This window comes from Anabaena sp. UHCC 0204 (assembly GCF_009711975.1).
Taxonomy (GTDB): Bacteria; Cyanobacteriota; Cyanobacteriia; order Cyanobacteriales; family Nostocaceae; genus Dolichospermum.
On sequence record NZ_VIKW01000007.1, the window covers coordinates 154,746 to 181,725 of the forward strand.

General features: G+C 36.2%; 22 protein-coding genes and 1 pseudogene. 13 read left to right on the forward strand and 10 right to left on the reverse strand.

Going from position 1 to position 26,980, the window contains the following annotated elements; genetic code table 11:
- The first annotated feature begins 80 nt into the window (after positions 1-80).
- Both FJR04_RS08175 and FJR04_RS08180 read left to right on the forward strand, forming a co-directional pair.
- Complete coding sequence (locus tag FJR04_RS08175; RefSeq protein ID WP_168493472.1) at positions 81-1,787, forward strand: serine/threonine-protein kinase; 1,707 nt, start codon at positions 81-83, stop codon at positions 1,785-1,787.
- A gap of 165 nt (positions 1,788-1,952) precedes the next feature.
- Positions 1,953-4,079 carry a serine/threonine-protein kinase gene (locus FJR04_RS08180; RefSeq protein WP_168493474.1) on the forward strand — a complete coding sequence of 709 codons (2,127 nt, stop codon included), beginning with the start codon at positions 1,953-1,955 and terminating at the stop codon, positions 4,077-4,079.
- A gap of 203 nt (positions 4,080-4,282) precedes the next feature.
- Here FJR04_RS08180 and FJR04_RS08185 read toward each other — a convergent pair whose 3' ends face one another.
- The 3 genes from FJR04_RS08185 to FJR04_RS08195 all read right to left on the reverse strand — a co-directional run bounded on the left by FJR04_RS08185 (position 4,283) and on the right by FJR04_RS08195 (position 6,484).
- Entirely contained in the window at positions 4,283-5,869 is a 1,587-nt protein-coding gene (locus FJR04_RS08185) for a glucose-6-phosphate isomerase (protein ID WP_168493476.1), read from the reverse strand.
- Positions 5,870-5,992: 123 nt separating this feature from the next.
- On the reverse strand, positions 5,993-6,250 hold the full coding sequence (locus FJR04_RS08190) for a cytotoxic translational repressor of toxin-antitoxin stability system (protein WP_168493478.1): 258 nt from the start codon (positions 6,248-6,250) through the stop codon (positions 5,993-5,995).
- Positions 6,251-6,286: 36 nt separating this feature from the next.
- Positions 6,287-6,484 (reverse strand): hypothetical protein, encoded by a 198-nt coding sequence (locus FJR04_RS08195; RefSeq protein ID WP_168493480.1) that lies wholly within the window; start codon positions 6,482-6,484, stop codon positions 6,287-6,289.
- A gap of 113 nt (positions 6,485-6,597) precedes the next feature.
- Between FJR04_RS08195 and FJR04_RS08200 the strand changes: the two genes are divergently transcribed.
- From FJR04_RS08200 to FJR04_RS08225, 6 genes and pseudogenes are all read left to right on the forward strand, one after another.
- Positions 6,598-7,731, forward strand: coding sequence for a branched-chain amino acid ABC transporter permease (locus tag FJR04_RS08200; RefSeq protein ID WP_168493482.1), 1,134 nt, complete (start codon positions 6,598-6,600; stop codon positions 7,729-7,731).
- A gap of 49 nt (positions 7,732-7,780) precedes the next feature.
- Positions 7,781-8,411 (forward strand): annotated as a pseudogene (locus FJR04_RS08205) (hypothetical protein).
- Between the two features lie 42 nt (positions 8,412-8,453).
- Positions 8,454-9,236: an ABC transporter ATP-binding protein gene (locus tag FJR04_RS08210; protein ID WP_168493484.1), complete on the forward strand. Its 783-nt coding sequence runs from the start codon at positions 8,454-8,456 to the stop codon at positions 9,234-9,236.
- Between the two features lie 13 nt (positions 9,237-9,249).
- Positions 9,250-9,480, forward strand: a complete 231-nt coding sequence (locus tag FJR04_RS08215; RefSeq protein WP_168493486.1) for a type II toxin-antitoxin system HicA family toxin — start codon at positions 9,250-9,252, stop codon at positions 9,478-9,480.
- Complete coding sequence (locus FJR04_RS08220) at positions 9,473-9,697, forward strand: type II toxin-antitoxin system HicB family antitoxin (RefSeq protein ID WP_168493488.1); 225 nt, start codon at positions 9,473-9,475, stop codon at positions 9,695-9,697. Before FJR04_RS08215 ends, FJR04_RS08220 begins: the two co-directional genes overlap by 8 nt.
- Positions 9,698-9,906: 209 nt before the next feature.
- Positions 9,907-11,268 (forward strand): GTP-binding protein, encoded by a 1,362-nt coding sequence (locus FJR04_RS08225; protein WP_168493490.1) that lies wholly within the window; start codon positions 9,907-9,909, stop codon positions 11,266-11,268.
- 30 nt (positions 11,269-11,298) lie between these two features.
- Here FJR04_RS08225 and FJR04_RS26100 read toward each other — a convergent pair whose 3' ends face one another.
- Both FJR04_RS26100 and FJR04_RS08235 read right to left on the reverse strand, forming a co-directional pair.
- Positions 11,299-11,580, reverse strand: a complete 282-nt coding sequence (locus FJR04_RS26100; RefSeq protein WP_371717461.1) for a type II toxin-antitoxin system PemK/MazF family toxin — start codon at positions 11,578-11,580, stop codon at positions 11,299-11,301.
- A 107-nt stretch (positions 11,581-11,687) separates the two neighbouring features.
- Positions 11,688-11,969 carry a hypothetical protein gene (locus FJR04_RS08235; protein WP_168493520.1) on the reverse strand — a complete coding sequence of 94 codons (282 nt, stop codon included), beginning with the start codon at positions 11,967-11,969 and terminating at the stop codon, positions 11,688-11,690.
- 280 nt (positions 11,970-12,249) lie between these two features.
- Here FJR04_RS08235 and FJR04_RS08240 point away from each other — a divergent pair, with 280 nt between their 5' ends.
- Complete coding sequence (locus FJR04_RS08240) at positions 12,250-12,504, forward strand: Calvin cycle protein CP12 (RefSeq protein WP_168493492.1); 255 nt, start codon at positions 12,250-12,252, stop codon at positions 12,502-12,504.
- Positions 12,505-12,600: 96 nt separating this feature from the next.
- Here FJR04_RS08240 and FJR04_RS08245 read toward each other — a convergent pair whose 3' ends face one another.
- Entirely contained in the window at positions 12,601-13,419 is an 819-nt protein-coding gene (locus FJR04_RS08245) for a TlyA family RNA methyltransferase (RefSeq protein WP_168493494.1), read from the reverse strand.
- Between the two features lie 161 nt (positions 13,420-13,580).
- Between FJR04_RS08245 and FJR04_RS08250 the strand changes: the two genes are divergently transcribed.
- Entirely contained in the window at positions 13,581-19,580 is a 6,000-nt protein-coding gene (locus tag FJR04_RS08250) for a hybrid sensor histidine kinase/response regulator (protein ID WP_168493496.1), read from the forward strand.
- Between the two features lie 2 nt (positions 19,581-19,582).
- Positions 19,583-21,391: a GGDEF domain-containing response regulator gene (locus FJR04_RS08255; protein ID WP_168493498.1), complete on the forward strand. Its 1,809-nt coding sequence runs from the start codon at positions 19,583-19,585 to the stop codon at positions 21,389-21,391.
- A gap of 92 nt (positions 21,392-21,483) precedes the next feature.
- Here FJR04_RS08255 and FJR04_RS08260 read toward each other — a convergent pair whose 3' ends face one another.
- Entirely contained in the window at positions 21,484-22,140 is a 657-nt protein-coding gene (locus tag FJR04_RS08260) for a DUF1361 domain-containing protein (protein ID WP_168493500.1), read from the reverse strand.
- 176 nt (positions 22,141-22,316) lie between these two features.
- Between FJR04_RS08260 and FJR04_RS08265 the strand changes: the two genes are divergently transcribed.
- The gene (locus FJR04_RS08265) at positions 22,317-22,529 is read left to right on the forward strand and encodes a hypothetical protein (RefSeq protein WP_168493502.1); all 213 of its coding nucleotides are present in this window, start codon (positions 22,317-22,319) and stop codon (positions 22,527-22,529) included.
- Positions 22,530-22,546: 17 nt separating this feature from the next.
- Here FJR04_RS08265 and apcB read toward each other — a convergent pair whose 3' ends face one another.
- Positions 22,547-23,056 carry an allophycocyanin subunit beta gene (gene apcB, locus FJR04_RS08270; protein ID WP_168493504.1) on the reverse strand — a complete coding sequence of 170 codons (510 nt, stop codon included), beginning with the start codon at positions 23,054-23,056 and terminating at the stop codon, positions 22,547-22,549.
- 372 nt (positions 23,057-23,428) lie between these two features.
- Here apcB and glnA point away from each other — a divergent pair, with 372 nt between their 5' ends.
- Positions 23,429-24,844, forward strand: a complete 1,416-nt coding sequence (gene glnA / locus FJR04_RS08275) for a type I glutamate--ammonia ligase (protein WP_168493506.1) — start codon at positions 23,429-23,431, stop codon at positions 24,842-24,844.
- A gap of 63 nt (positions 24,845-24,907) precedes the next feature.
- Here glnA and FJR04_RS08280 read toward each other — a convergent pair whose 3' ends face one another.
- On the reverse strand, positions 24,908-25,108 hold the full coding sequence (locus FJR04_RS08280; RefSeq protein WP_168493508.1) for a hypothetical protein: 201 nt from the start codon (positions 25,106-25,108) through the stop codon (positions 24,908-24,910).
- A 343-nt stretch (positions 25,109-25,451) separates the two neighbouring features.
- The gene (locus tag FJR04_RS08285; RefSeq protein ID WP_168493510.1) at positions 25,452-26,498 is read right to left on the reverse strand and encodes a zinc-dependent dehydrogenase; all 1,047 of its coding nucleotides are present in this window, start codon (positions 26,496-26,498) and stop codon (positions 25,452-25,454) included.
- Positions 26,499-26,980 lie beyond the last annotated feature (482 nt).

Consider the following 26,980-nt stretch of genomic DNA (forward strand, 5'->3'; position numbering starts at 1 on the left):
ATATCAGTTGATAAAAATTTGCGTAAATAGTTTTGCTGTTATTGTATAACTTGATTAGCCCTATTTTATCTCCCAGCATCATGCAAGTATATTGCAGTCAACAACATATAAATAATGGTAGTCATCGTTTTTGTACTCATTGCGGTGAAGCATTACCTTTGACTTTGGGGCAAGTTATTGATAATCGTTATGAAATTGCGCGGATACTTGGGCAAGGTGGTTTTGGACGGAGTTATTTAGCGATTGATAGGCAACAATCTCGGAAAACCTGTGTTTTAAAGGAATTTGCGCCCCAAGTTGTCAAACCGCAGGATTTACAAAAAGCTAAGGAATTGTTTGAACGAGAAGCAAGTGTCCTCAAAAAAATCCAACATTCCCAAATTCCGCATTTTCACTCTTCTTTTCAAGCCAAAATAGGCACTAAAGATTTTTTCTTTTTGGTGCAAGATTATATTGAAGGTGATAATTATTACCAATTATTTGAACAGCGTCAGAGTCAGGGAAAGTCTTTTAGTGAAGAAGAGGTAATTAATTTACTGCACAATATTCTCCCAGTTTTGACTTATATTCATTCTCTAGATATAGTTCACCGCGATATTTCGCCGGATAATTTGATTTTACGCCAAAGTGATAATTTACCCGTATTGATTGATTTTGGTGGTGTAAAACAATTACCTGCTTCTCAGGGTTTTTGGCGGACGCAATTGGCTGTAAATGGGACTTTATTAGGTAAAAAGGGATATGCACCAGAGGAACAGTTAATTCAGGGGCAAGTATATAAAAGTAGTGATTTATACTCTTTGGCAGTAACAGCTTTAGTCTTGATTACAGGGAAAGAACCACATTTGCTTTATGATAGCTATAACGGCGTTTGGTTTTGGGGTAAGGAAATTAAAGTTAGTCCGAAATTAGAGACTGTCTTAAAAAAGATGTTGGCATATAGACCGAGCGATCGCTATCAAAAAGCCGAACAAGTTATTAAAGATTTACCTTCACCATCTACTTCGTCAATACCACAGACTATGCAAAGTCCTAATCATAGCCCTCATCCTTATATTACTAAGTTGAAAACGCAAGTAGTCGCACCAGGGATAAAACACGCCCGCAACCTTGGTGGTGGTGTCCACAATAAGACTACATTATTTGTGCAACAGATTCCTATGCCGATATGGTTGCGGCCTTTGGCTGTGAGCTTTATTATGACTACGGGGGTGGCTTTAACGGTTGCGGGTGTATTGGCCTTGGGAAATTTTGCGGTAGCTGGTATAAAAGGAATTAATTTACCTATTGGCGAAATTCCGAAAATTCCTTCTCTGAATAATCCTCTAGGTGGGAATAATAGTAAACGTAGTATTCAACAAGTTTTTAGTCGTGTACAACAGCTAGAAATTTCTTCGGTAGTTTTTACTAATACAGTTAATGAAATTTTCTATGCTGGAAAACCAGAGTTAAATAGACGCAAATTAACTGAAAAACCGGAAGATGCAGCTTTACGGGAACAATGGCATAATACAGCAGATCAGTTATTAAATAATATAGAAAAGGCTAATTTAAGTGAAACGGCTAGAAGGAAAATAGGTAGTTATAGTCAACAAGATTCCCGACGGTGGGATCAACTTGCTAAAGCTGGAAGATTGGGTAAATATGAATCTTTTCAGGATTTACGTACAGACACATATCAGAAATTTGAACCGTTGTTTCCTGGTCAAGAACGTGGGAAACTAAATCAACAAACTTTTCTCCAAATTTGGTATGCGATCGCATCTGATAAAGTAGGGAATAAATAATTGACAATTGATAATTGACAATTGATAATTGAATCAATGACTAATCTTTATTGTTCTCAAGGGCATCAAAATCCGCCTAATAGTAAATCGCATCTGATAAAGTAGGGAATAAATAATTGACAATTGATAATTGACAATTGATAACTAACAACTGATTAATGACTAATGACTAATCTTTATTGTTCTCAAGGGCATCAAAATCCGCATAATAGTAAATTCTGTCTTCAGTGTGGGGAAAAGATTGTTGAGAATCCTGTAATTTCGGGGATTCAACCGGGACAAACTTTAGGCGATCGCTATGTTATTATTCGTCAAATTGGCCAAGGTGGATTTGGACGAACTTATTTAGCTGAAGATATTAACCGTTTTCGAGAAGCTTGTGTTCTCAAAGAATTTTCTCCTCAAGTTCAAACTCCCTACGTTGTCCAAAAAGCAGAAGAACTTTTTCAAAGAGAAGCAAGCGTTCTTTATAAATTACAACATCCCCAAATTCCGCGATTTCGGGAACTATTACGCCTAAATTTACAAGGGAAAGAAAGTCTGTTTTTAGTTCAAGATCATGTAGATGGAGAAACTTATAATTCTTTATTAAATATTCGTCAACAACAGGGATTAAAATTTACAGAAACAGAAGTGCGTCAGCTATTACAGCAAATTTTACCAGTTTTAGAATATATTCACTCCGTTGGTGTGATTCATCGTGATATTTCTCCTGATAATTTAATGCTTCGCAGTGGTGATCAATTACCTGTTCTTATTGATTTTGGTGGTGTTAAACAAGTAGCCGCAACTGTCGCTTCTCAATATTATCAAACAGGAGCAATCACATCTCCTCCTAGTGGAACTTTGTTAGGGAAAATAGGATTTGCACCTCCAGAACAAATGCAAACTGGTGTGGTGTCTACCCACAGCGACTTATATGCTTTAGCTGTCACCATGTTAGTTTTACTGACAGGTAAACAACCCCAGGAATTAATTGATACTTATAATCTGAGTTGGCAATGGCGACGGGAAGTTACACTAAGTCCAGCATTAGGACAAATTATAGATAAAATGTTATCACCACTTGCGGGCGATCGCTATCAAACAGCCCGGCAACTTCTCCAAGCCCTAAATCCCCAACCTGTAAGCTATCCGCAAACTCAACCCCCTGTCTCTATTCCCACTCCACCCCCCACATCTGCAACTGTCGCGTTTTCTCCTCCCAAAACCCCGGTTTCCGCACCTGTGGTTACTCCCACTCCTAGTAACCCAAGTGTTTGGACAGGAACGAATGTCTTTATTGTCACCTTGGCTGTATTTGCAAGTATGGGCTTATTGGCTTGGGGATTCAAAAATCGCAGCGGGGATATCCAGGGGAGTAATCCAACTATTACATCTAGTCCCAATCCTACGGAAACCGCAACACCCGAAGTTAATTTTTCACCAGCAGAAACACAACGTAAACAAAAATTGCGCGATCGCCGTGAACAATTAAGTATAAATTCTAACTTTTATGTAAATTTAGTAAATCAAATATTTTGGGATACAAACCCTAGCCTAAAAGGGCGTACCTTGAGTAATAATCCAGAAGATGAAAGTTTACGGGCAGAATGGGATAAAACCGCCGCCCAAGTCCTAGAAAAGCTATCAGTAATCAGTTTTGCTTCCCGTCGGCAACTAGGAACTTACACTTCATCGGAACGCGATCGCTGGAAAGTCGAAGTTAATAAAATCAATGTTGGTAGTCGTTCTTTATTTGATTTAGGTGATGCTGCTTTCTTCAGTGTATTCCCTGAACAAAAAAGTAAAGATTTTATAAATCAACCTATTGGACAAGTTTGGTACGCATTTGTTAATGATCAACTTAACGCCCTTCTTTCTAAACGCACATTTGAAAAAATAGTTTTTCCTCAAGGTGCTACTGGTACAACAGTGCGGGGTATACTCCAACCAGGAAGAGGTAAAGTTTTTATCGCTGGACTAGCTACAGATCAAAATATGGAAGTTAAGCTAGAAGGAAGTTCAAAACTTTTACTATCCATTTATTCTCCTTCTGGGAAAATCGTATTTCTAGAAGATTCTCCACAGCGGAATTTATCAAAAGCATTACCAGAAACCGGATTTTATGAATTTGTGGTTGTGTCTACATCCTCAGCAGAACCAGCAGATTATAGACTCACTGTCACCGCAGAAAATCCCCCAGAACTAGATCCCATACCCACAGAAACACCAACAGAACCACCAGAACCAACACTTACAGAAACACCAGAACCCACACCGACACCGACAGAAACAGCAAACCCTAATTAGCGAGGTAGGGGCGCAGGGACTGCGCCCAGTTAGAAGTCGTAGGGGCGAAGCATTCGGAAAATAACCTTGAACAAAAATGGATAATTTGTCGCCCGAATGCTTCGCCCTTAATGAAGAATGAAAAACATTCTTCCCTGTCACCTGTCACCTGTCACCTGTCACCTGTCACCTGTCACCTGTCACCTGTCACCTGTCAATTGTATTTAACCTAGAGAAACAGTTAAACTACCAGGTTTAGCTAAATCACCAGTTAACACCACACCGCGATTATTAGCGTGTAAATGACGGAGAATTTTGTAAATTGCTTCAACTTCATCAGCAACGCCGGCAATATTTGCAACTTCAGCAATAGAAAGTGGTTTCTTCTCTTTTGCCAAAACTTCCAAAACTCGTTTTTGTAAATCGAGAATCACAGCAGCGGCTTTTTTACCAGCTTCTACACCTGGTTGGTGATAAGCATTGACATTTACTAAACTGGCATATAAACCCACAGCCCGTTCATACAATGCAATTAACGCGCCGACAGTACGAGCATTAACTTGAGGAATGCTGACTGTAATCGAATCACGGTTATTTTCATACAGTGCTTGACGAGTTCCTAGCAAGAAACCAGAGAGATAATCTCCAGAAGTCACACCAGGATCAACTTCTGTGGATTTTCCTTGACGATCTTCCAAAACTTCAATCAAGGTTGCAAAGAAATTAGGTACACCTTCCCGCAACTGCTGCACATAGGCGTGTTGGTCGGTAGAACCTTTGTTACCATAAACTGCAATTCCTTGAAATACAGTTTTCCCGTCTAAATCTTTTTCCTTACCCAAAGATTCCATGACCAATTGTTGCAAATAGCGGCTAAATAGCAACAAACTGTCTTTGTAAGGGAGAACCACCATATCTTTTTCACCTTTGCCATTTCCAGAGAAATACCAAGCAAGGGCTAATAAAGCGGCTGGGTTATTTTTGAAATCGGCGATGCGAGTGGCATCATCCATCTCTTTTGCACCATCTAGCATGGCACGGACATCAATGCCTTGTAATGCCGCAGGAACTAGCCCTACAGCGGACATTTCCGAGGTACGTCCACCCACCCAGTCATACATGGTAAACCGGGCTAACCAATTTTCTGATTTTGCGACTTTATCCAGGTTGCTATCTACGCCGGTAATCGCAACTGCATATTTAGAAAAATCTAAATTTTGGGCATTGTAGGCTTTTTTTACCTCTATCATGCCGTTGCGAGGTTCGGGAGTTCCCCCAGATTTGGAAATTACCAATACTAAAGTGCTGGCTAGTTTATTTCCTAATTGAGAGAGAACCCGATCAATTCCTGCGGGATCGGAATTGTCTATAAAGTGAATTTGTAGGGGGGGAGAGTCTGGGGAAAGGGCTTCAGCAACAAACTGAGGTCCCAAAGCTGAACCACCAATACCGATGGAAATGATATCTGTAAAGCGGCTTTCCTTGGGGGGATGAATTGCACCAGTGTGTACCTGGTCAGCAAAAGCTTCGATTTGTTCTAAAGTTTGAACTATTTCTTGAGTTAGTTCAGGTGTGGGGGCTAAATCTGGATTCCGCAACCAGTAATGTCCTACCATGCGGTTTTCGTCGGGATTGGCGATCGCACCTTTTTCTAATTCTGCCATATCCGTAAACGCTTTGTCGAACTTAGGCTGCAACGATGCCACAAACGCATCATCAAACCGCATCCGACTGACATCTAGATATAGTCCTAATCCTGGATGGAAATATAACCAGTCCTGGTATCGTTGCCAAAGTACCCTAGCATCCATAGGGAAATCTCAAATAAAGTGTTGGTCAAACACAAGTTTAATGTATGGTTTTGCTGATCCCTGCTTTGTCTTATACAGTTTTTAACTAGTTCCCGGAATTTCCCTTCCTCTGCCTATATTGGATTACACATCGGGCATGGGAACGACACGGAGGAATTTCACAATTTCTCCCCTAATTTCTATACCTATCAGGTAATTATCTAAACTAAAGCGAAAGAAAATCCCCTCCTCATCAAGCTGTCGCAGTTCTGGGAGATGATGGGGTTGTAATTTTTCCGCTAAGGTCACAAAAACAAAATTATACACCCGCTCATAGGCAGCCGGTTCTAAACTTTTGAGGTCTATTAAAAAAGATTTAGCGTAACGCACTTCCAGATTCACTAACCATTACCTAGATTTAAAGGGTTGAGAAAATAGTCATAAAAACATTAATTGCTTGGTAGCCTCTTCTATAGTAAGCATATCCCACGGTTGCTGAAGTTCTTTTACCTCTTCTATGGCACTAAGCATATAAAAATCATAATGCAACGCTTGAACAACAGTCCAGACTGTATACAACTCCTCATCTGCTAATTGTTCGATCATGTGGTGCATCCTAATCCGCAGTAAATTCATATAGCTATAACCAATTAACTTTATACATTAAAACAGTATTCCTCAATTATCCTCAAGGTACACTACAATTTATTCCACCAAGGCGCAGCTAATAAATAATTACCCACTAAATTATGATTGAATATTTAATTTTTCTGGCTATTTCTACCGCGACGTTTGCGCTGTTTGCATTAGGACTCAATTTACAATGGGGGTTTACGGGTTTAATTAACTTTGGTCATATTGCTTTTATGACCTTGGGTGCATATACAACGGTTTTATTGAGTTTCCAAGGTGTGCCATTGCTATTGTCAGCAGGAATTGGAGCATTTGTCGCCGCTTTGTTGGGTTTGATCATTGGTTTTGCAACTCTGCGCTTACGGGAAGATTATCTGTCAATTGTCACAATTGGTACAGGTGAATTAATTCGGTTGATGGTGAATAATCAGGAGTTACCTGTCGGTAATACTTGGATATCTGGGTCTTTTGGTGTGCAAAGTTATGTTGTCCCTTTATCAACAACTCCGAATTTATTTTTCCGATTGTTAATGATTGCTGTCCTCACTTTATTGACAGGGATAACATTATTTTCTCTATGGCGTTGGGTGCGAACTGCTCAAATTTCTGCCCGTAGAAATATGGCTAAAAATGGCAGTCTTCAACAAGAATTTACTTCCCGGTTGATAGTAGGAATTACTTTAGGGTTATTGGCTGGGGCAATTTATATTTCTGGTGTCATCGGACTGTATAATTATAATCCCAAAGCCGGTTTAATGCTCTTAGCGTTGTTATTTTTGGCTTTTGTATTTTGGCGGTTAGAAATTTTAGTGCGATCGCCTTGGGGAAGAGTGTTAAAATCTATCCGTGAAGATGAAGAAGTTCCCAAAGCATTAGGTAAAAATGTCTTTTCCTATAAGCTACAATCATTAATGTTAGGCGGAGCGATCGCTGGGATAGCTGGGGCGTTCTTTGCTTGGCAATTAGGAGCAATTTATCCCGATAATTTCCAACCCCAACTCACCTTTGATGCCTGGATTATGGTGATTTTAGGCGGCTCTGGTAATAATCTGGGAAGTATCTTAGGTGCAGTAATATACTTCGCTTACGATGGACTAACTAGGGAATTTTTACCGAAAATTGTTCCCCTAGATGTTGAACGGATTGGGGCTTTTCGGGTCATGTTTATTGGTTTAATTTTGATGGTGCTAATGATTTGGCGGCCTCAAGGTATTTTAGGGAAAAAGGAGGAACTGACTCTTGGTAAATAATTGGGCATTTGTGATTAAGAATACCAGCAGCTTTTAAGAGGTAAATGAAATGGCTTATAGCGATTTTAAATTACAGGAAGTAGTGAGAAAATTTGGATTAACTATTAACGAAAAAGTGGATTTATTTGCTGACACACCAGAAAAGGAAGCCAGTTCAATTTTAGATACTGTTCTGAAAACTAATGTTTCTTTAGCATTAGCAATTAACACTGAAAAAGCTCGCTCAGAAATGATAATTGCTCCAGTTTTAATTGAAATCAAGAATATTTTTACTGAAGAAATTAGTTTATTCTCAGGTGTTGATTTTAACGTTGATCCAGAACAGGGTTTAAATGGAGTTTGTGACTTTATAATTAGTAAATCACCAGAACAATTATTTATTACTTCTCCTATTATCACTATCGTTGAAGCAAAAAATGAAAATATTAAAGTTGGATTAGGTCAATGTATCGCAGAAATGATAGCGTAAGCGCTGCTGCAAGCAGATCGCTGCACAATTATTTAATCAAAAGGAAGGTAATTATCTAGATTTGATTTATGGTATTGTGACAACAGGAAATATGTGGAAATTTTTGAAATTGCAAGATCAAGTAGTTTACATTGATTTTAATGAATATTATATTAAAGATATCAAAAAAATATTAGGTATCTTATCTGAATCAATTCATGGTAATAATTAAAAGCTCATAAAAACCTAAAAATAAGTTGAGAAGAAGATTATAATGATAAATCTCGAACCACCCCAACTACCTCTTTTAGCTGCAAGTGGACTTTGTAAAAGTTTTGGTGGGATTAAAGCAGTTGAGGAAGCTAATATTGAAGTTACCAAAGGTAGTATTACTGGGTTAATTGGTCCTAATGGTGCTGGTAAAACTACTTTATTTAATTTACTCTCTAATTTCATCCATCCCGATAAAGGCAGAGTCATTTTTGATGGTGAACCTATTCATCAATTGCCATCATACAAAATCGCTCAACAAGGATTAGTTAGAACCTTTCAAGTAGCGCGGGCTTTATCGAAGTTATCAGTATTAGAAAATATGCTTTTGGGGGCGCAAAAACAAACTGGTGAAAACTTTTGGCAAGTTCAATTTCAACCCCACATTGTCGCTAAAGAAGAAAAGCAATTAAAAGAACGAGCAATGTTTTTGTTAGAGTCTGTAGGCTTAGAAAAAAAAGCCGCTGATTATGCCGGTGGTTTATCTGGGGGACAACGGAAACTTTTAGAAATTGGCCGAGCATTAATGACTAATCCTAAGTTAATATTGTTAGATGAACCAGCCGCTGGTGTCAATCCTCGGTTAATTGATGACATCAGCGATCGCATTTTATCTTGGAATCGTAACGACGGCATGACATTTTTGATTATTGAACATAACATGGATGTAGTTATGTCTTTATGTGATAGAGTTTGGGTATTAGCTGAAGGCAAAAACTTAGCTGTTGGTACACCTACAGAAATCCAAAATAATACCAAAGTTTTAGAAGCATATTTGGGACAATGATATTATATGAGATATGCCCAAGAAAATTAGAGAACTGAAAAATTTATTACTGCAATCAGGTTTTACTTGTCGTACTGGAAAAGGTAGTCACACTAACTGGTATCATCCTTTGTTATCTGGGAGAGTTACTATATCAGGTAAAGACGGAAAAGATGCGAAAGAATACCAGGAGAAAGACGTTAATAACGCCATCAAAAGAATAGAAGAAATTAAAAAAGCTCAAGAGGAAGCAGAAAATGAATAATCATTACACAATCATTATTCAATGGTCAGAAGAAGATAACTGCTTTGTGGTAAGTCTTCCTGAATGGGGAGAATTTTGTCATACTCATGGAGACACTTATGAAGAGGCTTTAAAAAATGCTCAGGAAGTTTTAGAAATGCTGATTTCATCTTATTTAGAAGATGGACAACCTTTACCCGAACCTCAAATTTTAGGTAAGTCATTAACAGCAGCTTAATTGTAATAATTAGGAAAGAGTGATTTTTGATCGTGAACTACGAGAAATATGTAAGTACCTGAGCAAAATTAATTCAACATTTTTAATCTCTGTATTCCTTATCTGTCCCCTGTCCCCTATTCCCTGTAACTTGTTCCCTGTCACCTGTCACCTGTCACCTGTCACCTGTCCCCTGTTCCCTATTCCCTATTCCCTATTCCCTATTCCCTGTGAGTAACCGTAACCTGCAAGAAACACATTTAAACCGCGCCCGTGCTAGTCTCAGACAAGCATTATCTTGGTATGGATATCTCCGTAAATCGGGACAACTAGCCGCAAATCCAGAATTAGCAGGATTGCTAAAACCAGAAATAGAAGCCTTAAATGCCACACTCAGTAAATTAGATGCAAATGTAGTAAGAATTGCCGCTTTTGGTTTAGTAAGTCGGGGAAAATCAGCAGTATTAAATTCTCTATTAGGGGAAAAAATTCTGCAAACAGGACCTTTAAATGGTGTCACTCAATGGCCTCGTTCTGTGCGGTGGAAACCAGGAGATAAGGTATTAGTCGAATTAATTGATACTCCTGGTTTAGATGAAATTGAAGGAGATTCACGGGCGCAAATGGCGCGAGATGTAGCACGTCAAGCTGATTTAATCTTATTTGTTGTTTCTGGCGATATTACCAGAACTGAATATCAAGGATTGTTGGAATTACGTCAAGCCCAAAAACCCTTAATTTTGGTATTTAATAAAATTGATTTATACCCAGATACAGATAGAAATGCAATTTACAAAAATCTCCAACAATTAGGCGCAGGAAATTTACAAAATAAGCCCTTATTACCAGACGAAATTGTGATGATATCGGCTGAACCTGCACCAATGGAAGTGAGGGTAGAATATCCAGATGGAACGATTAATTATGAATGGGAAACACCACCACCCCAGGTAGAGGAATTAAAGCAAACAATATTGAATATTTTAAATAGAGAAGGGCGATCGCTTTTAGCTTTAAATGCACTCCTTCAAGCTAGAGAATCTGAAGAAAATATAGCCGCAAAAACCGTTGATATCCGCGAAAAAGAAGCAGAAGATATTATTTGGCAATTTAGCAAATATAAAGCCCTAGCTATCGGTTTAAATCCCATTGCTTTTTTCGATATGGTTGGAGGTTTAATTACCGATTTAGCCTTAATTCGGGCTTTAGCTAAACTGTATGGTTTACCCATGACTAGCTATGAGGCTAGTAAATTATTAAAAACAATTTTATTCAGTTCCGGTGGTTTATTATTAAGTGAAATTGGTAGTAGTTTTATATTAGGTTTAGGTAAAAGTACCGCAGCGATCGCTAGTGGTGATAATCCTCTCAATATTACTACTTTTGTGGGTAGTGCGATCGCTCAAGGTGGAATTGCCGGTTATGGTGCTTATACAGTCGGTAAAGCCGCACAACTATATCTAGAAAAAGGCTGTACTTGGGGACAACTAGGCGCTAATACCGTCATTCAGGAAATTTTATCACAAGTAGATAAAAATACTATTTTGTATCGCCTACAGCAAGAATTAGGCGGTAATTTTGGTGAATTTTGAGAAATTGAATCTAAGTAGTCATCACAAACTTTATAGCTTTGGATTTTTGCCTCTTTCCCATGCTTTTGATGCTGGAGATGGAGGTTCAGAAGGTTTTTGTAAGATTTCGACAATTGTAGCAATAACTTGATTTATTTTTTCATCCTTCAATTTTCCGATATTCCGAATAACATTACTTTTGTCTATGGTGGTAATAATATTAGGACGAATATAACAAGGACTTAAATTTAGTTTACCAACCCTAAAATCTTGGTCTTCTAACTTAATTTCATGATCTCTACCTGGTTTACTCGTAATAGGACAGACGATAATATTATTACTATCCTATTCTGCTATAATTAAAGCAGGTCTTCTCTTAGTAGCAGATGCGTCGGAAAAGGGAAAAGGCACAGAGATAACATCACCTTTCACAAAATTTTCTATAAATCCTTCCAAGCTTCATCTTCCTCTGCTTCAAGCCAAACTTTATTTAATGATGATTCACTCAACTGCAAAAAATCTTTTACCAATGTTTGAGAATCATCGACATCACTAACTTGTAGATTTTGAATCCTTTCAAGTGGTAGATTAGTTAATTTGGCTACTAGAGATAAATCAATACCTTCCCGCAGCATATTGAGTGCAACTTGAGTTAAACCCTGTTGTAAACCTTGTTCCCAGGCTTCGCGTAAATATTGATCTTGAATTGCTAATTCACCCATAATCATAAGTTACAGATACTCTATTCAAATTATAACTAAAATATTTGGATTATTTATTACTTTACAATTCCTAACTTCTGACGTATCACGTCATGATTATATCACCAGAGAATAAAAAAGTATATAAATTAACTAAAAATAATTATTTGAATTGTTACTCTTAAAAAGAGTTAATCAACCATGAATAATTATCTTCATTCCCCGTGAGTAAAAATTATTCATTAGCACTCCTTAAAATTCCTAATTAACCTTGATCTCCCTCAACAAAGGTAACATTATCATGACATCCCTAAACGAAGTTATAAATGGTAAAAAACCCATTGAAGAAGCAATTCTTGAAGCCATTACAGAAGCCCGTGCAACTTGCGAAGAAAATGGTAATAATTCCGCTAATTGTGCAGTAGCTTGGGATATTGTCGAAGAACTGCAAGCAGAAAAAGCCCATCAAAAACAAGCAAAACACCGCAAAACAGCCCTGGAAACCTATTGTGAAATGTATCCAGATGCTTTGGAGTGTTTGATTTACGATCTTTAATTTAGATCAGGGTTTAGCAATACTAAACCCCAAAATTATATAGAAATCATATTCATAAAAATCAATAAATATTGACATGAAAGTGTCCCTAACTAATCATTTTTTCCCAAACTCCTGAATTACTTGTTTAGTAATTTCTTGAATTGCGGCTAAAGTTGGTGGTTGCATTTCATTTTCCATTCCCAACCATAAGAGATATTCAATATTTCCCGCCGGTCCAGTTATTGGCGACCAAGTTAAACCTTTATATTTCCATCCTAACTCTAATGCCCCTTTCATAACATTAAAAATTGCATCAGCTTGGTCAAGAGGATCGCGGACAACCCCTTTCTTACCGACGCGAGACTTGCCAACCTCAAATTGTGGTTTTACCAGCAATATAGCCTCTCTGGGAGCTTGTGTTAGTCGCCATACCGCCGGCAATATTTTAGTTAAAGAAATAAACGACACATCCACAACTACCAAATCAGCAAATATAGCATTTTCAGCATATAATTCCTCTGGTTGTAATTGACGTAAATTCGTGCGTTCTTTTAAAATTACCCGTTCATCATTTCTAATTTTCCAGTCAACTTGTCCATAACCAACATCAACACCATAAACTTGTTTTGCGCCGGCTTGTAATAAACAATCTGTAAAGCCACCGGTAGAAATTCCTCCGTCTAAACAAATTCGTTCAGCTACAGAAATCGCAAAGAATTCTAAAGCTTTAGCGAGTTTTTCACCACCACGAGAAACAAAAGGAGGACGTTCTTTAACTTGAATATTGGCTGTAATATCCACTTCAGTTCCGACTTTATCAATCTTATTTTGATTTACAGTTACTTCCCCAGCTTGAATTAGCCTTTGTGCTTGCTGACGAGAGGGACATAATCCCAAATCTACTAATAATGTATCCAATCGTTGTTTAACCATATTTTACCTTTTATAGCTATTTATGCTTACATTCTGATTCTAAATCCTGAATTCTAAAAAGTTCATTCTAATCTTAACTATTTACTGGCATTTAGTGACTTGGACTATTATATTATAATTAGTAATAAAAAATATCATTTTAAACCAACGATAGTAAAACAATGTTAAATTTGACAGGTTATACAATCATTAATAAAATTTATGAAAGCCATAACTCTTTAGTTTATCGAGCTTATCGTCACCTTGATCAAAAACCTGTTATTCTCAAACTTCTTCAGGATATTCATGCTTCTGCTGAAAGATTAGCATGGTTTAAAAGAGAATATGAAGTCATTCATAAACTGCATTTATCAGGTGTTATCAAAACTTACGGCTTAGAAAATCATCCTCATTGTTTAGTCATGGTTTTAGAAGACTGTGGAGGAGATTCTCTAAGTCAGTTAAAACTTGCGGGTAACTTGAACATCATTGATTTTCTACTATTAGCTATTAAAATAGCTTCTGCTATAGAAGAAATTCATAAAGTCAATATAATTCATAAAGATATTAATCCCAGTAATATTATTTATAATCCCCAAACCCAAGAAGTTAAATTAATTGACTTTGGGATTTCTGGTGACTTTGTTCAACAAGACAATCAATATTTTAATCCATCTAATCTGAATCTAATTGAAGGAACTATTCCTTATATTTCTCCTGAACAAACAGGAAGAATGAATTGTCCACTTGATTATCGTAGTGATTTTTATTCTTTGGGAATTACCTTTTATGAATTACTCACTGGACAACTTCCCTTTGCTAATGATGATACTTTAGCATTAATTCATTGTCATTTAGCTAAACAAGCTATTGCTCCTCATTTGCTTTGTTCTCATATTCCCATTATTATATCAGAGATTATCCTCAAATTGATGGCGAAAAATGTAGAAGATCGTTATCAATCAGCTTATGGGTTAAAGATTGATTTATTAGAATGTCTTCATCAATTACAGAATCATCAAAATATTATACCTTTTTCTTTAGGAAAACAAGATATTTCGGCTCGATTAAGAATTTCCAAAAAATTATATAGTTGTCAAATTCACCAAGAAAAATTATTATCATGTTTGCAGCAAGTTAGTCAAGCTCAAGCCAATAGTAAATTAATTTTAATTAAAGGGTATTCGGGTGTTGGTAAATCAACATTGGTACGGGAAATATATCAACCGACTCTTGCTCAAGATGGATTATTTATTTCTGGTAAATATGATCAATATCAACAAAATATTCCTTATTCTGCTTTAACTCAAGCCTTTAATCAACTTTGTGACTATTTATTGATAGAAAAAAGTGAAGTTTTAGAAAAATGGCAAGAAAGAATTTTAAATGCAGTCGGAAATAATGGACAAATTTTAATTGATTTGATTCCCAATTTAGAATTAATCATTGGTAAACAACCTCCTCTTATTAGTATGGGAGCAAATGAATCAAGTCATCGTTTTCATTTAGTATTTGAAAATTTTGTGAAAGCTATTGTCACATCAGGGAAAATTTTAGTATTATTTCTAGATGATTTACAATGGGCAGATTTAGCTTCTTTTCGACTCATTAAAAAACTAATTGAGTCGCAAACAATTCATAATTTATTATTAATTGGAGCTTATAGACATAATGAAGTTGATGAAAAACATCCTTTAACAATTACATTAAGTAATTTAGAAAATATTGCAGATAAGGTAACAGAAATTACTTTAGAGAATTTATCTATTGATGCTTTAAAATCTTTAACTGCTGATATCTTATCTACTTCTGGTGAAGCTATTCAGGATTTAAGTAATCTTATTTATGAAAAAACACAAGGTAATCCATTTTTTACAATTGAGTTTATCAAATCTCTTTGTACAGAACATTTATTAAAATTTGATTATAAACAGAGAAAATGGTGGTGGAATATTCAACAAATTCAACAGAAAAATATGACTGATAATGTGATTGATTTAATGATTCTGAAAATTCAGAACTTAAATCAATCCAATCAAAATATTTTACAATTGGCTTCTTGTCTGGGTAACTCTTTTGATTTACAAACCCTGTCAATGATTACGGAAAATTCTCCTAAAAATGTCTTAAATGAATTAATTTTAGCTATTCGAGAAGGGTTACTTATTCCTTTAAGTAATAAATATAAGTTAGTCTCAACTAATCCTGATGTCAATGCTGAAAACATCTTATTTAAATTTCAACATGATCGAGTTCAGCAAGCAGTTTATTCATTAATAAAAGCCGAAAAACGGCAAAAGCAACATTTAAAAATTGGGCGTTTATTACTAGAAAATCTTCCTCCAGAAAAATTAGAAGATAGATTATTTGATACAGTTAGTCATTTGAATCAAGGAATTAATTATCTGCAATCCGATTTAGAAAAATTTAGATTAGCTCAATTGAATTTACAAGCAGGTAAGAAAGCAAAAACATCTCACGCTTATTCTTCCGCTTTATCTTATTTAACTGTAGGAATTGGTTTAATTCCAGAAGATATTTGGCTTAATAATTATGATTTAGGATTTGAGTATCACCGGGAATTAGCGGAAGTTAATTATTTAAATGGTAATCATGAAAAATCAGAACTATTAATTGATTTACTGGTAAATAAAGCCGAAATATTAACCCACAAACTCCAAGGATTCACACTTTTAAAAAATTTACAAGCTACCCAAGGAATAGACTATAGTAAAGGGTTACAAGTAGGTTTAAAATTATTAAAGCAACTAAATCTAAATTTTCCTGAAGATATAGAAAAGCAAAACTATTTTATTAAGCAACAATTAGAAGAAATTAATCGGAAATTAAATAATCGCCATATTGCTGATTTGATTGATTTACCAATTATTAAAGCAGAAATTCCTCATTTAAAAATGCAGGTATGTATGGAGTTTTGGGAAGTGGCTTTTTATAATGGTAATTCTCCTTTAATGTTATTATGTGCGTTAAATTTAGTCAATCTATCTTTGGAATATGGTAACAGTAATGAATCTAGTTTTGGTTATGTCCTATATGGAATGTATCTAGCAGAACAGGAAGAGTATCAAATAGCGTATCAATTTGGTTGTTTAGCATTAAACTTAATAGATAAGCTTGAGGATATTTTGCTGCTTCCAAAAGTGCGAAATTTATTTTGTAATTATATAAATTATCATTGTCAATCTTTTCGGAATAATGTCCTTTTATATGAGGAAAATATTCAAAAGTGTCAGGAAAATGGAGACATTGTATTTGGAGTATGGGCGACAGTTTTCTTAATTTGGTCACAATTTATCTGTGGTAATCCCTTGTCAGAAGTTTGGCAAAATTCCGAAAAGTATTTAGGATTTATTCAACAAACCAATGACCAAAAAATGTTAAAAGTCTTGGAATTATTGCAGGTAGTTATTCTTAATTTACAAGGGAAAACAGATAATGCTCTCAGTTTTAGTTATCAAGAAATAAATGCTCAAGAATTTATTGAGTTTTGGAATCAAAATAATTTCATTAATGGTTCAACCTGGTATGCAATTTTAGTTGGACAAGTGCTTTATTTACATGGTAATTATCAACTTGCTCAAGAAATTTTTGCGACTTATGCTCAAGAATTATCAGCGGGAATTATTATGTTTCCCATTTCTCAATATTACTTTTATTGTCCTTTAAATTTATTAGCACTGTATGATAAAAGTTCACCAGAGCAGCAACAAAAATATTTACCTATCATTGAAATAAGTCTAGAAAAACTGCACACATGGTCAAAAAATTGCCCAGATAATTTTCAGGTACAATATGAATTATTATTAGCTGAGAAAAATCGAGTTTTTCAGCAGGATTTAATAGCAATGGATTTATATGATTCTGCAATTGCATTAGCAGAAAAGTTGCAATTACTTCAGCTTTCAGCATTAGGAAATGAATTAGCAAGTCAATTTTGGTTAAACAGAGGAAAACCCCAGTTTGCTCGGCTTTATTTCCGGGAATCCTATTATTTTTATCAGCGTTGGGGTGCAACTCGAAAATGTCAGCATTTACAGCAAAAATATCGGGAATATTGGGAATCAGAAACTGTGGAAATTACACCACAGAAATTAACTACAACCCCGAAAACAGTTACAGATACAAAAATATTAGATTTAACCAGTGTGATTAAAACTTCTCAAGCTTTATCTAGTGAAATTCAACTAGAGAGTTTGTTAAGTAATTTAATGAAAATTATGATTGAAAATGCAGGTGCAGAAGTGGGTTATTTAATTCTTCCACCTTCTTCTGAACAGAATGAAAATTGGATGATTCAAGCCTTAGGAACAACAGATATTACACAAGTTACTGTTCAACAACCAATCTTGACTTATTATGCTCAGGATACTGATCAAAATAAACATCCTCTTTGTGTTGTTTTACCAAAGTCTATTATTAATTATGTGGTGCGGAATCAACAGCCTCTTTTATTAGAAGATGCTAGTCAAGATGAAAATTTTAATACAGATGATTATATTCGTATTTATAAACCTAAATCTGTTTTGTGTATTCCTATTCTCTATCAGGGAAAATTAAGAGGAATTCTTTATTTAGAAAATAATTTAACAACTGGAGTCTTTACTACAGATCGTTTTGAAGTTTTACAAATGATTACTTCCCAAGCAGCTATTTCTTTAGAAAATGCCCAACTATATAAACAATTGCATGATTATTCCCAAACCCTAGAATTAAAAGTAGAAGAAAGAACTCAAGCTTTACAACAAGCTAAAGAATTAGCAGATGCAGCTAATTATTCTAAAAGTGAGTTTCTTTCTAATATGAGTCATGAATTAAGAACTCCGCTAAATGCAATTTTAGGATTTTCTCAAATTATGAGTCGAGATAAAGAATTAAACCATGAGCAACAAGAAAATTTAGGGATTATTAATCGCAGTGGAGAGCATTTATTAGCTTTAATTAATGATATTTTAGATATGGCTAAAATAGATGCTGGTAGAATAGCACTATATCCAACAGATTTTGATATTCTGCTACTTTTGAATACATTGGAGGAAATGTTTAAATTAAAAGCACAATCAAAAAGATTAGAACTGAAATTAGAAGTAAATGCGAATTTACCTCGTTATATTCAAACTGATGAAAAGAAACTTAGACAAATTTTGATTAATTTATTATCTAATGCTATTAAATTTACTGAACAAGGAAAAGTAACGTTAAGAGTAATAATCAATGAATATGATGCTTCTTCATTCTCCTTCCCGTTGCATTTTGAAATAGAAGATACAGGTTGTGGTATTGCTGAAGATGAAATTGAGAGCGCATTTGAGCCATTTGTACAAACGAAATCTGGACACAAATCCCATGAAGGAACAGGTTTAGGTTTAGCAATTTGTCAGCGATTTATTGAATTAATGAATGGAAAAATTAATATTAAAAGTCAACTTGGTAAAGGGACAATTGTTAAATTTCATATTCCGATTAATTTGGCAGAATCTCAAGAAATACCAGTTAATAACCAAGTCAAAAAAGTAATTGGATTAGCACCTAATCAACCAACTTATAGAATTTTAGTAGTTGAAGATCGAGCAGAAAGTCGTCAACTTTTAGTTAAATTATTAGACACTTTAGGATTTGCTGTGAAATCGGCAGAAAATGGCAAGATAGCTATTGAAATTTGGCAGGATTGGCAACCCCATTTAATTTGGATGGATATGAGAATGCCTGTTATGGATGGTTATGAAGCCACCCAATATATTAAATCCCATTTGCAAGGACAAGCTACTGTAATTATTGCTTTAACTGCTAGTGCTTTTGATAATGAAAAAGCAGTTATTTTATCTTCTGGCTGTGATGATTTTGTGAAAAAACCCTTCCGCGAAGAAATTCTTTGGGCAAAGATGCAACAGCATTTAGGTTTAGAGTTTATTTATGAGTCAGAAATATCAGAACAATCTTCACAGTCTGACTTGTTAATTACTCTTACTCCTGATACCCTAAATATTATGCCTAAAGAATGGATTGAACAGCTTTATATGGCTGCAAATGAAGCTGATGAGGACTGGATCATGAATTTGTTGGAGGAGATTTCTGATGCACAACAACCTTTAGTTAAGGCTCTTACTGATCTTATCAAAAATTTCCGCTATGACAAGATAATTGAATTAACCCAAATTGAGTAACTATGACTTCTTCTTTACCAGAAAATTATAAAGCTAATATTCTAATTGTAGATGATATTCCCGATAATTTGCGGGTATTATCTAGTACATTAAACAACCAAGGCTATAAAGTTCGTAGCGTCACTAATGGTGCAATGGCTTTAAGAGTTGCACATTCGGCTCATCCTGATCTGATTTTATTAGATATTAAAATGCCAGATATGGATGGTTATGAAGTGTGTGAAAAACTTAAATCTGATTCCCAAACAAGTGATATTCCTGTAATTTTTCTGAGTGCTTTAGATGAAGCTTTGGATAAAGTTAAAGCCTTTGCAGTTGGAGGAGTTGATTATATTACTAAACCCTTTCAATTTGAGGAAGTTTTAGCCCGAATTGATAATCAATTACAAATTCAATTAGCCAAAGCGGAAATTAAAAAACTCAATGAAGAATTAGAATTGCGAGTTATTCAACGCACAACCCAATTAGAAAAGGAAATTTCTGAACGCCAAAAAGTGCAAGAAAAATTGATGCAAATGGCTTTACATGATCCTTTGACAGAATTACCTAATCGGACTTGGTTGATGAAGCGATTAGAACAAATTGTCAATGCGGCTCAACAATATCCATCTTATCTGTTTGCTGTCTTATTTTTAGATTGCGATCGCTTTAAAGTTATTAATGATTCATTAGGCCATTTAGTTGGTGATCAATTACTAATTTCCATCTCCCGTCGCTTAGAATCTTGTTTAAAACCTGGTAACACAGTATCTCGCTTTGGGGGAGATGAATTTGTGATTCTTTTAGAAAATATTAGTTCTCCTGAAGATGCTATTTCTGTCGCTAAAACTATTCATCAGGATCTGATTCCTCCTTTTCATCTCGATGAACATGAGGTTTTTACTAATGTGAGTATAGGAATTGTGATTGGTAATAGTAATTATCATTATCCCTCCCATTTATTACGAGATGCAGACATAGCTTTATATGAATCTAAAGCTCATGGTAGGGGTAATTACCGGATTTTTAATGAACAAATGTATGCTCAAGCTTGCACAAGGTTAACATTAGAAAATGATTTAAGACGAGCTATTGAAAAAGAAGAATTTATTATTTATTATCAACCCATAATTAACTTAGAAACAGGCAAAATATCAGGGTTTGAATCATTAATTAGATGGCAACATCCCCAACGCGGCTTAGTTTTACCAGATGAATTTATTCCCATTGCCGAAGAAACAGGATTAATTTTACAAATTGATTTATGGGTATTTAAAAAAGCTTGTCAACAAATTCTTGATTGGCAACGGAAATTTAATTATCCTTTTACTCTCAATATTAATTTATCTCCTGTACATTTTTCTCAACCTCATTTGATCAAAAAAATTGATAAAATTTTACAAAATACTAAATTAGAAAGTAATTGTCTCAAAATAGAAATTACAGAAAATGTGATTATTGAACATGATCTTTCTGCTCAGACTATTTTTAAAGAATTAAAGCACCGAAAAATTAAAGTATGTATTGATGATTTTGGTACAGGATATTCTTCTTTAAGTTATTTATATCGGTTTCCTGTGGATGTTTTAAAAATTGATCGTTCTTTTATCAGTCAAATGCAAGAAAATGGAGATAAAATAGAATTAGTCCAAGCAATTCTTACCCTAGCAGATCAATTGAAAATAGAGGTAGTAGCCGAAGGTGTAGAAACTTCCTATCAACTACAATTTTTAAGAAATCTAGACTGCGGTTTTGGACAGGGTTATTTTTTTGCTAAACCTTTAGAAGCTAAATTAGTTGAGAATTTTCTTTCTCAATCTCAGCAATGGTAAAAATTCCGAAAGAAGAAATCAGAAAATACATCTCCAAAAAAATAGAGACGTTCCATGGAACGTCTCTACTAAACCTCTTAAATATGATGCAATTAGCCAATATTGTGAATATGGTGATCATTGAATTGTGAATTAACACCCTGATTAACAAAACTCAAAGTAACTCGTTTCATAAACCAATGCAAACCCCAAAGAATTATAAAAGTGAGCGTAATAATTATCAAGGGTTGTTTACCAAGAATTTCCTCCACACCTTTAGTTAATATGGCATCTGGTTGAGTAATAAAATCCCAACTATTAAATCGCAAAAATCTTCCCCAGTAAATACCGATCGCACAAAGCGCATGAGTTATTAATTCAACAGCAAAAATCCATTTACTTTTGCCAATGCGGTGTAAGTAGTAACCCAAATTTATCAGTGATATAACATAAGCTTCAAATCCGCCAAAAATGACTACAAGATAAATAGGAATTAATACTAATGTAATTACCCAGACTGACTGAACTCGGCGAATATCATCTATCAAGTGAATAACATCAGTTAATAAATAAGGTGCATTGGGTAAAAAAGCATAGAAACTCAGAAATCCTAGCCACCAAACCCAAGAACCTCCGCGTTTACTACGAAATAGCCAAACACTCAAAGCTAAAGGGATAAAAGCTAGAAATAAATTCCAAGTCATCCACCGCATATTAATTTGTAACACCTGAAAAACTGTTGTCATTAATTCAATCATGTCTGCTTTCATGGAATATAATTGTGATTTTTTGTGTAGAGGTTAATTTTAAACAAATCATTTTTGTAGAAGTTGACATAGAGACTGTCAATCCTGTTCCCTGTTATAAATACATAAGGTTTTGTGGAATTTCCGAATGAGGGCTGGGAGAAGGTGACAGGTGACAGGTGACAGGTGACAGGTGACAGGTGACAGATAAGAAAGAAGAAGAAGAAGAAGAAGAAGAAGAAGAAGGAAGGGGGCAATTAAAAATAAACGCACCTTGCCAAAAAAGCCAAAGTGCGATCGCCAAGGTAACTGTAGGAATCGCTATTGAGTCCGCGAAGGCGGACTTTGATTGTGTAGCCGCGTACCCTTCGGGAAGCAAGCTACGCGTTAGCGTGCCGGAGGCATCTTTCTAATCGCCAAAATTTAGCTTTTAAATATCAATCTCACTCAATTCACGAGTGATATAGTCAAAAGGCTCATCCACAAAAGCAGTATCAGCAATCCCAGCGGCTGCTACTTGCTCCTTGACAAGACCCTTCATAATTTGGATACCCTGAACAGTTGAACCAATGGGTACACCCAAAGAATTGTAAGTTTCCCGTAACCCTTGTAATACCCGCTCATCAAGTACATTCATATTACCAGCTACTAGGGCATAGGTAGCGTAACGGAGGTAATAGTCCATATCCCGTAAACAAGCGGCAAAGCGACGAGTTGTATAAGCATTACCACCAGGACGAATCAATTCTGGTAATTCTTCAAATAACTTTGCACCAGCTTGTTTCACAATTGCGGCTGCATTGGAATTAATCGCTGCTGCGGCTTGGACTCTAGCTGTTCCACTATCAAAGTAGGACTTGAGGCTATCAATGGCATTCCGGTCAAAATAACGCCCGGTTAAGTCATAATTCTTAATTAAAGTTGTAACGGCATCACGCATTCTTTTTTCTCCCAATTATTAGCTATCTATGGTTTGATATTAATTTGGCTGCAATCAAGCACCAATAAAATTCCGTGCCAATTCACATAAAATAGATTCGGCACAAAAACTATCCATCTGCTATCTAAGGATTTTATGCCAAAGTTGACCCATGATGATGAACTTTCTAGTTTTGTACAGATTACGAAAGAAAGGTTAACATAACCTGTAATCCAGATCATCTGTAACAAACACTACAAAATCATGTCAAGTTAACTATTTACGATATTCCAGGTGGTGTGTGACAACTTGGATTAGCGTAACAGGGTGAGGATGCTTGGACAGACTCTGGCTTTATATTAGGTAATCGGCTACATCAGGAGTAAAGTAAAAATGACAACCCCAAAAGAAATCTTGAAGATGATTCAAGACAAAAACATTCAGATGATTGATCTGAAATTCATTGATACACCTGGAACTTGGCAGCATTTGACCATGTACCAGGATCAAATTGATGAAAGTTCATTCTCTGATGGTGTACCTTTCGACGGTTCTAGTATTCGGGGTTGGAAAGGTATCGAAGAATCTGACATGACAATGGTACTCGATCCCAACACCGCTTGGATTGACCCATTCATGAAAGAGCCAACTCTAAGTATCATTTGTAGTATTAAAGAACCCCGCACAGGCGAATGGTATAACCGTTGCCCCCGCGTTATTGCCCAAAAAGCAATTGACTATCTAACTTCCACCGGACTTGGTGACACTGCTTTCTTTGGTCCTGAAGCTGAATTCTTCATCTTTGATGATGTTCGTTATGACCAAACCGCCAACTCCGGTTACTACTATGTAGACTCCGTAGAAGGTCGTTGGAATACTGGTAGAGAAGAAGGTCCTAACCTGGGCTACAAAACCCGCTTCAAAGAAGGTTACTTCCCAGTTCCACCAACTGACAGCTTTCAAGATATGCGGACAGAAATGTTGCTAACAATGAAAGACTGTGGCGTACCTATTGAAAAGCAACACCATGAAGTTGCGACAGGTGGTCAGTGCGAACTTGGTTTCCGTTTTGGTAAGTTAATTGAAGCTGCTGATTGGCTGATGACTTACAAATATGTAATCAAGAACGTTGCTAGAAAATACGGCAAAACCGTCACCTTCATGCCAAAACCAATTTTTGGCGATAACGGTTCTGGTATGCACTGTCACCAATCTATCTGGAAAGGTGGTCAGCCTCTGTTTGCTGGTGATAAATATGCTGGTATGAGCGAAATGGGGCTTTACTACATTGGTGGTATTCTCAAACACGCTCCTGCATTGTTGGCAATTACCAACCCCACCACAAATTCTTACAAGCGTCTAGTACCTGGTTATGAAGCACCTGTAAACTTGGCTTATTCCCAAGGTAATCGTTCTGCTTCTGTGCGGATTCCTCTTTCTGGAGACAACCCCAAAGCCAAGCGTTTAGAATTCCGTTGTCCTGATGCTACTTCTAACCCTTACTTAGCCTTTGCGGCGATGCTTTGCGCTGGTATTGATGGTATCAAAAACAAAATTCATCCTGGTGAACCCTTAGATAAAAATATCTATGAACTTTCTCCAGATGAATTAGCTAAGATTCCTTCTACTCCTGGTTCTTTAGAATTGGCTTTGGAAGCACTAGACAATGATCACGCTTTCTTAACTGAAAGTGGTGTATTCTCTGAAGACTTTATCCAAAACTGGATTGACTACAAGGTTGCTAACGAAGTTAAGCAAATGCAGTTGCGTCCACATCCTTATGAATTCTTCCTATATTACGATTGCTAATTGCAATAAGTAGTAAAAGTAGTAATTTTTAAGCCACCTAAAGAAGGTGGCTTTTTTTATGATTCAACTCATAGCCGCTTGGCTACGTCCATAAAGTGCTTGAGTCGTAGAATCTATTTTGCCTTGAATGGGATTCCAGTAGTGAGATAGTTCTTCATGGAGTCCAAGTTTTTGTGCAGTCCGCATCAACATGGATTGCTGACGATTCTTAACTTGTTGATGTTGACGTACCATTAATTGACGAGATTTTTCTTGAATAGACATAACACCACCCTCTTTTGTGTTTATTAATTTACTGATAGATAATTGATTTATCCTTTCATATATAGACTAACAGAAAATTCTGTAGCGTAAACTACAAAATGAAAATTTGATATAAAAGTTTACAAAATTGGTCAGTTGTCCTTTGTCAGTTGTCCTTTGTCAGTTGTCCTTTGTCAGTTGTCCTTTGTCAGTTGTCCTTTGTCAGTTGTTAAGAAGTTTTTCCTGCTCCTCTGCTCCCCTGCTCCCCTGCTCCCCCTCTCCCCTGCTCCCCCTCTCCCCTGCTCCCCTGCTCCCCCTCTCCCCTGCTCCCCTGCTCCCCCTCTCCCCTGCTCCCCTGCTCCCCCTATGGATAGATTAAAATCTTATAAGTTTCCGGTGTGGGGGCGATCGCTTGGTCTACAGCTTGTGATAAATCTTGTAAAGGATAGCGATCGCTAATTAAGGCTTTCACATCAATGCGGCGATTAAAAACTATGTCCGCAGAGAGGCTTTGCAGGCGGTAGGATGAGCTATAACTGCCCATTAAATCTATTTCCCGACGGTAGAGAATATTCGGGTTAATGGGGATTGTTAACTCGTCAGGGAACTCCGCGAAGAAAAGGATTTTTCCCCCTTTGCGTGTACAGTCTAAAGCTTGGAAAAATGCTTTATCACTGGGTACAGCTAACAAAGTCACATCTACACCCATTCCCCCAGTTAAAGCTTGAATTTTGGCTGGTAGATCAGGATCTCTCGCATCAAAAGCTGCTTCTGCACCTACACTTAAAGCCTTTTCGATTCTAGATGGTAAAAGGTCAGTAGCGATCGCGATCGCACCAAAAGACTTCACCAACATCATAAACATTAACCCAATTGGACCCGCACCAGTTACTAACACAGTTTGTCCGGGAGCAATTTGAGCTTTTTTAACTGCTTTTAAACAGCAATTAGTCGGTTCAACGAAACTTGCCTCTTCAAAACTAATATCATCAGGAATGGGAATTAAGCCACCATTCTCGACAATGTGTCCTGGAACTTTCACATACTCAGCAAAACCGCCGCCACTGGCGTTAAAACCTGCGGTAGTGGAGATATTTTTATAAACATCACACATGGAAAAATTATCATTCAAGCAATAGGCGCAACGCATACATGGAATATGGTGCATCACTGCTACCCGTTGTCCTATTTGCCACCCTTGCACCTGTGAACCTACAGCCGCAATAGTTCCAGCGGTTTCATGTCCAAATATACGTGGCGGTTCATATAAAGGATATCGAATCTTTTTAATATCTGACTGACACAAACCCACAACCCGCACCTGTACCAGCACTTCATCTGCTTCTAGACTGGGAACTGGTATTTCCTCGTAGGATAATTGATTTACGCCTCTAAATACTTGTGCTTTCACGTTGGTTTCTTATAATTCAACGTTATTAGATTTAACATTTTGTGGTTGAGGTTAGATTATAGATTTTGAGATTTTTGTCTTTACCACCCTAAATTTTCAGTGATAATGTTGTTTTAACCTATGGGGCTTTGACTAATCCAATAGACATCAACAAATGGCATTTCCAGATTTTCTTGTCTTGTAGAGACGTTCCATGGAACGTCTCTACAGGGGTTACTGATACTCCACTGCATAAAAAATAGTATTTTTACCAGCCTCACAAAAACTTTATATATGGGTAGCAATTAAATTTACTACTTAATATGTTTAAAAGCCTTACACTATAAGTGTTTAACGCTACCCCCCCCCCCCGGAAAATAGTAGTTTTTTCTCTCAGTAAATTTTCTGTGAAGTTGCTAAAAAAGGCTTTACAGGCATGAGAAAGCCGTATTAGTATCAGTGGCATCGAAGGCAAGAAAAAAACTCGTTTTTCAGGCAATACC